The sequence below is a fragment of the Duganella sp. Leaf61 genome (genome assembly GCF_001421905.1).
GTDB lineage: Bacteria > Pseudomonadota > Gammaproteobacteria > Burkholderiales > Burkholderiaceae_D > Rugamonas > Rugamonas zoogloeoides.
Window position 1 is genome coordinate 695,429 of sequence record NZ_LMLM01000012.1, and the last position, 11,611, is coordinate 707,039.

An 11,611-nucleotide genomic window follows, 5' to 3' on the forward strand; every position below is an offset into this window, starting at 1 on the left:
CGCCATTCGATGAACAAGCTTGCCCTGTATTTCCGCCTGGTCCGCCTGGACAAACCGATCGGCACGCTGCTGCTGCTGTGGCCCACCCTGTGCGCATTGTGGCTGGCCTCCGACGGCCGGCCCAACCTGGTGCTGGTGCTGATTTTCTCGCTCGGCACCCTGCTCATGCGCTCGGCCGGCTGCGCCATGAACGACTACGCCGACCAGGACTTCGATCGCCACGTCAAGCGCACCGTGAACCGCCCCATCACCAGCGGCCGCGTGAGCGGCAAGGAAGCGCTGGCCATCGCCGGCCTGCTGGCGCTGATCTCGTTCTGCCTGATCCTGCCGCTCAATGCGCTGACCAAGCAACTGTCGGTAGCGGCGCTGATCATCGCCGGCACCTACCCGTACTTCAAGCGCTTCTTCGCGATTCCGCAAGCGTACCTGGGCATCGCGTTCGGCTTCGGCATCCCGATGGCGTTCGCGGCGATCCAGGATACGGTGCCAATGGTGGCGTGGGTGCTGTTGATCGGTAACGTGTTCTGGGCGGTGGCGTACGACACCGAGTACGCGATGGTGGACCGCGACGACGACCTGAAAATCGGCATCAAGACCTCGGCGATCACTTTCGGCCGATACGACGTCGCTGCCATCATGGTGTGCTACGCGGTGCACCTGCTGCTGCTGCTGTGGGTGGGCTTGCAGATGGGAATGGGCGTGTGGTTCCTGGCCGGACTGGTGGTGGCGGCCGGCATTGCCGTCTATCACTACACCTTGATACGCGGACGCGAACGCGACGCGTGCTTTTATGCCTTTCGCCACAACAATTGGTTGGGTGCGGCGGTATTTGGCGGTATCGCGTTAGACTACGTCGTGCGCTAAGCGTTTGCGGTATCCCGCAAGCACTTGGCATGGGCACTTTTGGGTATTTTTTTTCTACCGCAGCGATAACGACGAGGTGAATATGAATCAACCACAAAACGGCAACGGTACCCTGGGCGAGATCAAGGATGCCAGCAGCGCAGCGCGCGACAAGGTAGTCGCCGGTGTGAAAACCGCCGCCCACGACGCGCAAGACTATATCAGCGAGGCCAGCGACAAGGCCGGCGAAGCGATCTCGGAAGCACGCACGCGTTTCGAAGACTCGCTGCGCAACGCCCGTATCGACCTGCGCAAGCTCGAAGACACGGTCCTGGCCCACAGCCGCGACGCCGCCCGCCAGGCCGACGTCTACGTGCACGACAACCCGTGGAAAGCAGTGGGCATCGGCGCAGCCATCGGCCTGCTGGCAGGCCTGCTGGTCTCGCGCCGCTAAGCTCCCCACCGGTACTAACGCTCGATAAAGCCGGTCCCCTCGAAGCTGCGCACCGCATTGCCCCTCTCGGCATTGTGGTGCTGCCAGTGACGGGCGGACCGGCTTGTTTCATTGGCTTGCGCCATCAGTCCTGCCAGCTTGCTGGCCAGCAGCTGCGCCGCCAGCTTCTTGTTGGCGTGCTGGCTGCGCTGCGACTGCACCTTCACCGTCAAGCCGCTGGCCACGTGCGTGGCGCGGATGGCGCTGTCGGTCTTGTTCACATGCTGGCCGCCCGGTCCCGAGGCGCGCGTGGCCTCGTAGCGGATGTCGCCACCATCGACCGGCGCCTCCGGTGGCGCCCACGCCGCGCCATGCAGGAACCAGTTCTTGCGCCGGCACTGTGGCCGGTACGGGCTCTGGTTCACCCACAGCAGGCTGCCGCACCAGCGCCGCGCCAGCAGCAGATCGTGGTCGTTTGCTCCCTCGAGTTGCAGCAGGATCGAGCGCAGCGTGCCCGGCACCGGGCCGTCCACCTGCTCGATCACGCTCACTGTCACGCCCATGGCGGGCGCCTCCGCCAGCACCCGGTTGACGGCCTTGGCCACGCCCAGGCAGCATTCTGCCGGTCCCGTATTCGCGCTCAATTGCAGCCAGATCATCAGCAGCACTCCCCACGGGTTTTATACGTGAGCAGCGGCTTGCTGCGACAGACTTCACGCACCAGCCCCGCGCCCACCAGGCTGCCCAGCACCGACTCGACGTTCTTGTACGCCTGCGGCGCCTCCTCGTAAATCAGCGCCTTGTCATTGCAGATCACGCGTCCGCCCAGTGCCGTGCGACTGAGCTGGGCGGGTGTGGCCAGCCTGACCAGGCGCCCCTTGCATTCGCCGCGCTGCCACTTGCGCCCTGCCCCATGCGCGAGCGAGTGCAAACTGAGCGCGCCGTGTTCCGCCACCGGCGCCAGCAGGTAGCTGTAATCATCGCGCGAGCCCGGCAACATCACCAGGCCCTGGTCGGACGGCGTGGCGCCCTTGCGGTGCAGCCAGCCGTCGGTGCCGTCGATCTGCGCCGACGTGACGGTGTTGTGGTTCACGTCCAGCACCGGCACTGCCTCGCACCGCAGCCGGTGCAGGATGCGGGCGGCGATCACCGCGCGGTTCAGTTCCGCGAAGCGCACGGCGGCGTCATGCCGGCGCAGGTAATCCTGTGCCGCCTCCCCGCCCGCTGGCAAGCCGTCGTGCGAGCACGCTTCGATGTGCGCAGCCAGGATCGCCTGCCCCAGTCCGCGCGAGCCGCTGTGCACCAGCAGTTGCACGTGTTTGGACGAGAGCGCGGTGGACGCCAGCGACTCGGCACAGGCCACGCGGTCGATCACTTGCAGCTCGGCGAAATGGTTGCCGCGCCCGATGGTGCCGAGCGACCGCAGATGAACAGGATCGAGTCCGGCGGCGGCCAGCGCCCCGGTCACCATCGCCAGCCGCGCCGCCAGTTGCGGATCACGTGCATGCAGCAGCTGCCACTCGTGGTCGTCGAGGGGTGCGTCGAGATTGCCGATTTGCTTGTCCAGCTTGTCGAGCCGCGCTTTGCCGGCCAACAGGTCGGTTTGCCACAAGCCCATGCCGCAGCCGATGTCGTTGCCCACCAGGGCCGGGTACAGCACGCCCTCGCAGAAAAACGCTGCGCCAACCGGGTAGCCGCGTCCCGGATGCAGGTCGGGCAAGCCGACCACGCGCCGCATGCCGGGCAAGCCGGCAGTGGTTTGCGCCTGTTGTATTGCTGCGCCTTCGAGCCACAGGCGCTCGGACGCGACGATCGTTAAACGATCGGATAACACTTGAATAAAATTGCCCATGAGGAGCCTATCCTGAAAAATAGAACGAGGATTGGGCGTGGCGGTGCAACGGCAATGCCGTGAGGTTGTAGAACTTGCGGAAGTACGCGCTAACGCATCAGCGCAGGCGGATCAGTCCGGGAAGTAAGCAGCCAGGCCCAGGAAAGGAGTGATGGCGACGATGTGATGCATGGTGATCTCCTTTCAGAATGGGTGGATGGAAGTGGATGTCTATCGTAGGTGAATATCGCAGCGGCGACAAGGGATTTTTTGGGGTCCGCGCATTAAAAAAACGCAGCGCGGGCCTTGCGACACTTCAGCCGGCGGCGCCCAGTTCGTCACCAAGCTCCTTGCCGCGCGCGGCGGCAGCTTTGGCGCCGTTGACGATGGCCGCCTTGACGCCGCTCTGCTCCATGCTGGTCAATGCCGCGTACGTGGTGCCGCCCTTGGACGTCACGCGCTCGCGCAGCAGCGAAACCGGTTCGCTCGATTGCGTGGCCAGTTGCGCGGCGCCCGCGAACGTGGCCAGCGCCAGTTGCGTGCCCTGCTCGTCGGAGAGTCCCAGTTCTTTTGCCGCCTGCTGCATCGCTTCGATGAAGTAGAACACGTACGCCGGGCCGCTGCCGGAAATGGCGGTCACCGCATCGATCTGCGCTTCATCGTCCAGCCACACGGTGGGGCCCACCGCGCGCAGGATGTCGTCGGCCGCCTGCTTCTGCTGCACAGAGACGCCGGCGGTGGCGGTCATGCCGGTGATGCCCATGCCGATCAGGGCCGGCGTGTTGGGCATGCAGCGCACGATGGCGCCGTAACCGAGCCAGCGCGCCAGGTCGGCGCTGCGGATGCCGGCGGCGATCGAGACGACCAGGGGCTGGCGCGCGGTGTCGATCAGCGGCCGCAGTTGCGCCGCGACGTCGCGCATGCTTTGCGGTTTGACCGCCAGCACGATGACGTCGGCGGCCGCTACCGCTGCATCGGCGTCGGCCGCCGTGGCGGTGGTGACGCCGTACTGGGTGCGCAGGCGGTCCAGCGCGTCGGCGTTCGGGTCCACCACGTGGATGTTGGCGCCGGCGGTCAGTTTGCCGGCCAGGCCGGCGATCAGGGCGGAGGCCATGTTGCCGCCGCCGATAAATGCGATTTTCATCTTATTCCTTGTATTGTCTTGCACCGAATATGGCGGAGCCCACGCGCACGATGGTGGCGCCTTCGACCACCGCCGCGCGCAGGTCGGACGACATGCCCATCGACAGCGTATCGAGCGCCAGGCCGGCGGCGCGCAGTTGATCGTACAGCGCGCGCAGTTGCGCGAACGCCGCGCGTTGTTGTTCGAATTGCTCGGCCGGCTCGGGGATCGCCATCAGGCCGCGCAGGGTGAGATTGGGCAGCGCTGCGACCTTGTGGGCCAGCGCCGCCAGTTCGTGCGGGGCCACGCCGCTCTTGCTGGCCTCCCCGCTGATATTGACTTGCAGGCAGATTTGCAGCGGCGCCAAGCCTTCGGGGCGTTGCTCGGACAGGCGCTGGGCGATCTTTTCGCGCTCCACCGTATGCACCCAGTCGAAGTTTTCCGCAATCGGGCGGGTCTTGTTGCTCTGGATCGGGCCGATGAAATGCCATTCCAGCGCGGGCGCGCCAAGGTCCTTGAGCGCGCGGATCTTGTCCACGCCCTCTTGCAGGTAGTTTTCGCCGAAGGCGCGCTGGCCGGCGGCCACCGCCTCGTGCACGGCTTGCGGCCCGAAAGTCTTGGACACGGCCAGCAGCCGCACGGCGTCCGGGGCGCGGCCCGCTTCGGCGGCGGCAGCAACGATAGACGCGGTGACAGCTTGCAAGTTCTGGGGGATCGGGGACATAATCGTTGGGGCTCTTCAGGCAATCGTTAAAGTCAGGCACAAGGATTATAAATGGACATTTCCGAACTTCTCGCATTCTCCGTCAAGAACAAGGCCTCGGATCTGCACCTTTCGGCCGGGCTGCCGCCGATGCTGCGCGTGCACGGCGACGTGCGGCGCCTGAACGTCGATGCGCTCGAGCACAAGGAAGTGCACCGCATGATCTATGACATCATGAACGACGGCCAGCGCAAGGTCTATGAAGAACGCCTGGAGATCGACTTTTCGTTCGAGATTCCCGGCCTGTCGCGTTTTCGCGTCAACGCCTTCAACCAGGAGCGCGGCGCCTCGGCGGTGTTCCGCACCATCCCGTCGAAAATCCTCACGCTCGAAGAGCTGAACGCGCCCAAGATCTTTGCCGATTTCGCCTTGAAACCGCGCGGCCTGGTGCTGGTGACCGGCCCTACCGGTTCGGGCAAATCGACCACGCTGGCGGCCATGGTCAACCATCTCAACGAGACCGAGCATGGCCACATCCTGACGATCGAAGACCCGATCGAATTCGTGCACGACTCGAAAAAATGCCTGATCAACCAGCGCGAGGTGGGGCCGCACACGCATTCGTTCAGTAATGCGCTGCGCTCGGCGCTGCGCGAAGACCCGGACTGCATCCTGGTAGGCGAATTGCGCGACCTGGAAACCATCCGCCTGGCGCTGTCGGCCGCCGAAACGGGCCACCTGGTGTTCGGCACCCTGCACACGTCGTCGGCCGCCAAGACCATCGACCGTATCGTCGATGTATTCCCGGCCGAGGAAAAGGAAATGGTGCGCGCCATGTTGTCCGAGTCCCTGCAGGCGGTGATCTCGCAGACCCTGCTCAAGACCAAGGACGGCAGCGGGCGCGTGGCCGCGCATGAAATCATGGTGGGCACGCCGGCCATCCGCAATCTGATCCGCGAAGCGAAGATCGCGCAGATGTATTCGGCGATCCAGACCGGCAGCAACTTCGGCATGCAGACGCTGGACCAGAACCTGACGGACCTGGTGCGCCGCAACGTGATCGCGTCGGCCACCGCGCGCAGCGCGGCCAAGACCCCCGACAACTTCCCGGGCTGATCATGGAACGCGACAACGCTTCAAAATTCATGTTCGACCTGCTGCGCAATATGCTGGCGAGAAAAGGGTCGGACCTGTTCATCACCGCCGGTTTTCCGCCCGCGATGAAAATCGACGGCAAGATGACCCCGATGTCGCAGCAGGCGCTCACGCCTGCGCACACGCTGGACCTGGCGCGCGCCATCATGAACGACAAGCAGGCCGCCGGGTTCGAGCAGACCAAGGAAGCCAACTTCGCCATCAGCCCGCCCGACCTCGGACGCTTCCGCGTGTCGGCGTTCGTGCAAATGGGGTCGGTAGGCATGGTGCTGCGGGTGATCACCAGCACCATCCCCGACCTGAACAACCTGGGCCTGCCGGAGGTGCTGAAGGAAGTGGTGATGGCCAAGCGCGGCCTGGTGATCATGGTGGGCGCCACCGGTTCCGGCAAATCCACCACCCTGGCCGCCATGGTCGGCTACCGCAACGAGAACAGCTACGGCCATATCATCACCATCGAAGACCCGGTGGAATTCGTCCACCCGCACAAGAACTGCATCATGACCCAGCGCGAAGTGGGGGTCGATACCGACGACTGGGAGACGGCGCTCAAGAACACGCTGCGCCAGGCGCCGGACGTGATCCAGATCGGCGAGATCCGCGACCGCGAAACCATGGACCACGCGATCGCGTTTGCGGAGACCGGCCACCTGTGCCTGGCCACGCTGCACGCCAACAGCGCCAACCAGGCGCTCGACCGCATCATCAACTTCTTCCCCGAGGAACGCCGCCAGCAGCTGCTGATGGATTTGTCGCTCAACCTCAAGGGACTGGTTTCGCAGCGGCTGGTGCCGCGCAAGGGCGCGCCGGGGCGCGCGGTGGCAATCGAAATCCTGCTCAATACGCCGCTGATCTCGGATCTGATCTTCAAGGGCCAGGTGCACGACATCAAGGAGCTGATGAAAAAATCGCGCGAGCTGGGCATGCAGACCTTCGACCAGTCGCTGTTCGACCTGCACGAGGCGGGGCTGATCACGTACGAAGACGCGCTGCGCAACGCCGATTCGGTCAACGACCTGCGCCTGGCCATCAAGCTTGAAAGCAAAACCACGCCCGAGCAGGCGCCGCCTGCCGGCGCCAGAGAACTGGGCATCTTATGAGTTTCACATTATGAGCAGCATCTACGACTTCACCGCCAACGACCTGGCCGGCGCGCCGGTGGACCTGCGCCGGTACCAGGGCAAGGTGCTCCTGATCGTCAATACCGCCAGCCAGTGCGGCTTCACGCCGCAGTACAAGGGGCTGGAAGCCGTGTACCAGCAGTTTCGAGACAAGGGCGTGGAGGTGCTGGGTTTCCCTTGCAACCAGTTCGGCGCCCAGGAGCCGGGCGGCGCCAGCGAGATCGGCGCCTTCTGCGAAAAGAACTACGGCGTCACCTTTCCGCTGTTCGCCAAGATCGACGTCAACGGCGACGCTGCCCACCCGCTGTTCGCCAAGCTGAAACACGATGCACCGGGCATCCTCGGCACCGAACGCATCAAGTGGAATTTCACCAAGTTCCTGGTCCGCAAGGACGGCACCGTGTTTGCCCGTTATGCCCCCACCACCAAGCCGGAAAGCATCGTCGCCGACATCGAAAAGCTGCTGGCGGGACAATAATTGACTCACGCAGCAACGATTTGTGCATCACGGAAAGTAAAATCGTGAAAACGATAGGTTAAAACCGTGCTTTAGGTTAACTTTTCAGTAATAATGGTCTTCGGTCATTTCCCAACGTGAAACGTTAACTATGTCCCTGTTTGGAAAACTCCTGGCGCCATGGTTACGGATGGGCGTGTATGCGCGCTTGTTCCTGCCCATCTTCGTCATCATCACGCTGGTGCTGGTCGTGCGATATTCGATGATTTTCGAGTCGGAGACCACGAGCGCCAGTGCGCGCTACCAGCACGGCGCCAGCGAACTGGTCACCTATCTGCACAACACCTTGCGGCCGGCGGTGCAAGCCTCCGGCCGGGTTGCGATCGAACGCACCCTGCACGACGCGCTGCGGCTCAACGCCGACCTGACCGCACTCTCGCTCGACTTCCCAGGCGGCCACCTCGAAGCCCGCCGCGCGCCAGTGCCGCTGCCGTCCTATCCGGCCTGGTTCGGCACCATCGAGGCGCTGCAACCGATACGCCAGAGCGTGCGCATCGGCGACGCCAGCCTGCAACTGGCGTTCGAGCCGACCTTGCCGCTGGCCGACGTATGGCGCACGCTGCGCCAGCAGGCGGTGATCTCGGCCACCAACATCCTCATCATCTACACCCTGCTCGGCTTCATCATCTTCGTCAACAAGCGCATGCTCAAGCAGCTCAATGCCGCCACCATCCGCTTTCATGGCGGCGACTATGCCACCCGCATGAAGGTGTCCGGCACGCTGGAGGCCCGCATGCTGGCCGAGACCTTCAACAACATGGCGCAGCGGGTGCAGGCGCTGGTGGACAAGCTGCAGGACAGCCAGAAAAGCCTCAGCGAACAACTGGACCGCACCTTGCGCGCGCAGGAACAACTGCAGGCGCAGAAGGAGCGCATCGAAGTGACGCTGGCGTCGATCGGCGACGCCGTCATCACCACCGACCTGACGGGCCGTATCGAGACCATCAACGAGGCGGCGCAGCAGCTCACCGGCTGGCCCGAGTCGCGTGCGCGCGGCCGGGAGCTGCACCAGGTGTTCGTGCTGGCGAATAACTTCGGCCAGCATTCGCTGCTCAAGTCGATGGCGGCGCTGTATGCCGGCGGCGAAGTGATCAAGGTGGGCAACCAGAGCCTGCGCCACCGCTCGGGCCGGGCCCTGACGGTGGAATACACGGCCAACGCCATCCGCACCGCCCAGGGCAAGGTGGAAGGCTCGGTGCTGGTGTTCCGCGACGTGACGGAACGGCGCCAGCTGATGCAGCAGATCTCGTGGCAGAGCAATCACGACATCCTCACCGGTCTGCCCAACCGCACCGCACTGGCGGCCCGCTTCGAAAACGAAGTCACGCGCGCGCGCGAACACAACTACCTGCTGGCGGTATGCCTGTTCGACCTCGATCACTTCCAGCAGGTAAACGACCTGCTCGGCCAGCTCACCGGTGACGAAGTGCTCAAGCAGGCCGCCAGCCGCTTGCACGACTTCGCCGGACAGCGCCACTACGTGGCGCGCCTGGGCGGTGACGAATTCGTGCTGCTGCTGCCGGAACTGCGCGGACGCGGCGATGTGGAGCAAGCGATGGACAAGCTGTTGATAGCGCTATCTCGCGACTACACGTGCGACGCCAAGCCGGTGGCGATGTCGGCCAGCGTGGGCATCGCGGTTTACACCGGCAACGAGGCCAGTGCCGACAGCCTGTTGCGCCAGGCCGACCAGGCACTGTACCAGGCCAAGATCATGGGCCGCAACCGCTATCACTTTTTTGACGCCGACCTGGACGAACAGGTGCGCACCCACCACAACCGCCGCACCGAGGTGCGCGCGGCACTGCGCGCCGGCGAGCTGCGGCTGTTCTACCAGCCCAAGCTGAACATGCGGCGCGGCCGCATCATCGGCATGGAAGCGCTGCTGCGCTGGGAGCATCCGCAACGCGGCATCGTGGCGCCGATGGAGTTCCTGCCCATCGTCGAACACAGCGACGTCATCATCGACATCGGCGAATGGGTGCTGCGCGAGGCACTGCGCCAGTTGCAGCAATGGCGCCATGCCGATCCGGACTGGGTCATCAGCGTCAATATCGCCGCGCGCCATTTCCAGCGCGCCGATTTTGTCGAGCGCATCACCGCCATCCTGTCCGAGTTCCCCGACGTGCCGCCGCACATGCTGGAGCTGGAAATCCTGGAGTCGTCGGCGCTGTCGGACATCAACCATGTGCGCACCATCATGCAGGATTGCCAGGCGCTGGGCATCGGTTTCGCACTCGACGATTTCGGCACCGGCTACTCGTCGATGTCGTACCTGAAACGCCTCCCCGCCGACGTGCTGAAGATCGATCAGAGCTTCGTGCGCAATATGCTGGAAGACCGCGACGACCTGCACCTGGTGAGCGCGGTGATCGGCCTGGCGAAGTCGTTCGGCCGCGCGGTGATCGCCGAAGGCGTGGAAACGGTGGAACACGGCGCCATGCTGATGCGCCTGGGCTGCGACCTGGTGCAAGGCTACGGCATCGCCCGGCCGATGCCGGCGGACGAGGTGCTCGATTGGGTGGCGGCGTTTGAACACCGTGCGCCGTTGTGGCAGGCAGCGGCGCAACTGGCGCCGATCGTGAGTTTGCACAAGGAGGTGGTGGAGATGATGGGGCCGCCACCGACCACGCTGATCCCGCTAGCCTGAGCGGACCAGCATCCGGTCCACCAGCTCGATCCAGTGCACCACCGGCGTCTGCGTGCCCGACTGCAAATGCGCCGTGCAGCCCACGTTGGCCGAAACGATGGTGGTCGCACAGGTAGCGGCCAGCGCTTCCAGTTTGCGGTCGCGCAGTTGCAGTGACAATTCCGGTTGCAGCAGCGAATACGTGCCCGCCGAGCCGCAACACAGGTGACTGTCGGCGCACAGCACCACGTCCACGCCCACCGCGCGCAACACGCTTTCCACCTTGCCACGGATTTGCTGGCCGTGCTGCAGCGTGCACGGCGGGTGGTACGCCACACGTTCCGCGATCATTGCAGCGCGCCGTGCCAGTTCCGCCTCGAACTCCGGCATCACCTCGGACAGATCGCGCGTGAGCGCGGCGATGCGCGCTGCCTTGGCCGCATAATCGACGTCGTGCGCCAGCAAGTGGCCGTATTCCTTGACGGTGGCGCCGCAACCGGACGCCGTCATCACGATCCCTTCCACCTCGCCCCGCTCCACGTACGGCCACCAGGCGTCGATATTGCGGCGCATGTCGTCCAGCGCCGCCTGCTGGTCGTTCAGGTGATGGCGCAGCGCGCCGCAGCAGCCGGCCTTGGGCGCGACGATCAATTGCACCCCCACCGCATCGAGCACGCGCGCAGCGGCGTGGTGGATGTTGGGCGCCATGGCCGGCTGGGTGCAGCCGGCCAGCGCCAGCATCTTGCGCGCGTGGGTGCGCGCGGGCAGCTTGCCGGCCGCCTGCCGCGCCGGGATCTTGTCCTGCAAGGCGGGCGACAGCAAGGGCCGCAACAGCTGGCCCGCGCGCAGCGCCGCCGCAAACACGCCCCGGCGCGGCAGGGCTTCCTTCAACAGCCAGCGCTTGAAACGCTCGGTGGCCGGACGTGGCACGCGCTGCTCGACCACCTGGCGGCCGATGTCGAGCAGGCGCCCGTAGCGCACGCCGGACGGACAGGTGGTTTCGCAGCTGCGGCAGGTGAGGCACCGGTCGAGGTGCAACTGGGTTTTACCGGTAACGGGCTCGCCTTCGAGCACCTGCTTGATCAGGTAGATGCGTCCGCGCGGGCCATCGAGTTCGTCGCCCAGCAGCTGGTACGTGGGACACGTGGCCGTGCAAAAGCCGCAATGCACGCAGGAGCGCAGGATCGCGTCGGCCTCTTCGCCTTCGCGCGTGTGCTGGATAAAATCGGCGAGATTGGTTTGCATGGCTCAGGTGG

At 64.8% G+C, this 11,611-nt stretch carries 11 protein-coding genes; 6 read left to right on the forward strand and 5 right to left on the reverse strand.

The window, feature by feature from the left end:
- The first annotated feature begins 9 nt into the window (after nucleotides 1-9).
- Together ubiA and ASF04_RS11975 are read left to right on the forward strand one after the other, a co-directional pair.
- Nucleotides 10-864, forward strand: a complete 855-nt coding sequence (ubiA, locus tag ASF04_RS11970; RefSeq protein ID WP_056141560.1) for a 4-hydroxybenzoate octaprenyltransferase — start codon at nucleotides 10-12, stop codon at nucleotides 862-864.
- Between the two features lie 82 nt (nucleotides 865-946).
- Nucleotides 947-1,297: a YqjD family protein gene (locus ASF04_RS11975; protein ID WP_051120404.1), complete on the forward strand. Its 351-nt coding sequence runs from the start codon at nucleotides 947-949 to the stop codon at nucleotides 1,295-1,297.
- 14 nt (nucleotides 1,298-1,311) lie between these two features.
- On the opposite strand, the gene prfH is transcribed toward ASF04_RS11975, so the two are convergent.
- From prfH to ASF04_RS11995, 4 genes are all read right to left on the reverse strand, one after another.
- Complete coding sequence (prfH, locus tag ASF04_RS11980) at nucleotides 1,312-1,935, reverse strand: peptide chain release factor H (protein ID WP_056142025.1); 624 nt, start codon at nucleotides 1,933-1,935, stop codon at nucleotides 1,312-1,314.
- Nucleotides 1,935-3,128, reverse strand: coding sequence for an RNA ligase RtcB family protein (locus ASF04_RS11985; RefSeq protein ID WP_056141564.1), 1,194 nt, complete (start codon nucleotides 3,126-3,128; stop codon nucleotides 1,935-1,937). The genes prfH and ASF04_RS11985 overlap by 1 nt, the downstream gene beginning before the upstream one ends.
- 295 nt (nucleotides 3,129-3,423) lie before the next feature.
- On the reverse strand, nucleotides 3,424-4,251 hold the full coding sequence (proC, locus tag ASF04_RS11990; protein ID WP_056141567.1) for a pyrroline-5-carboxylate reductase: 828 nt from the start codon (nucleotides 4,249-4,251) through the stop codon (nucleotides 3,424-3,426).
- Between the two features lies 1 nt (nucleotide 4,252).
- Complete coding sequence (locus ASF04_RS11995) at nucleotides 4,253-4,954, reverse strand: YggS family pyridoxal phosphate-dependent enzyme (protein WP_056141570.1); 702 nt, start codon at nucleotides 4,952-4,954, stop codon at nucleotides 4,253-4,255.
- 51 nt (nucleotides 4,955-5,005) lie between these two features.
- Between ASF04_RS11995 and ASF04_RS12000 the strand changes: the two genes are divergently transcribed.
- From ASF04_RS12000 to ASF04_RS12015, 4 genes are all read left to right on the forward strand, one after another.
- A complete protein-coding gene (locus ASF04_RS12000) occupies nucleotides 5,006-6,049 on the forward strand; it encodes a type IV pilus twitching motility protein PilT (protein ID WP_019924644.1) in 1,044 nt (347 codons plus the stop codon).
- A gap of 2 nt (nucleotides 6,050-6,051) precedes the next feature.
- Entirely contained in the window at nucleotides 6,052-7,188 is a 1,137-nt protein-coding gene (locus tag ASF04_RS12005) for a PilT/PilU family type 4a pilus ATPase (RefSeq protein ID WP_056141573.1), read from the forward strand.
- A 10-nt stretch (nucleotides 7,189-7,198) separates the two neighbouring features.
- Nucleotides 7,199-7,687, forward strand: coding sequence for a glutathione peroxidase (locus ASF04_RS12010; protein WP_056141576.1), 489 nt, complete (start codon nucleotides 7,199-7,201; stop codon nucleotides 7,685-7,687).
- Nucleotides 7,688-7,817: 130 nt separating this feature from the next.
- Nucleotides 7,818-10,376 (forward strand): bifunctional diguanylate cyclase/phosphodiesterase, encoded by a 2,559-nt coding sequence (locus tag ASF04_RS12015; protein WP_229205026.1) that lies wholly within the window; start codon nucleotides 7,818-7,820, stop codon nucleotides 10,374-10,376.
- On the opposite strand, the gene glcF is transcribed toward ASF04_RS12015, so the two are convergent.
- Nucleotides 10,368-11,600: a glycolate oxidase subunit GlcF gene (gene glcF / locus ASF04_RS12020; protein ID WP_056141582.1), complete on the reverse strand. Its 1,233-nt coding sequence runs from the start codon at nucleotides 11,598-11,600 to the stop codon at nucleotides 10,368-10,370. The two genes, ASF04_RS12015 and glcF, sit on opposite strands and share 9 nt — an antisense overlap.
- Between the last annotated feature and the right edge of the window lie 11 nt (nucleotides 11,601-11,611).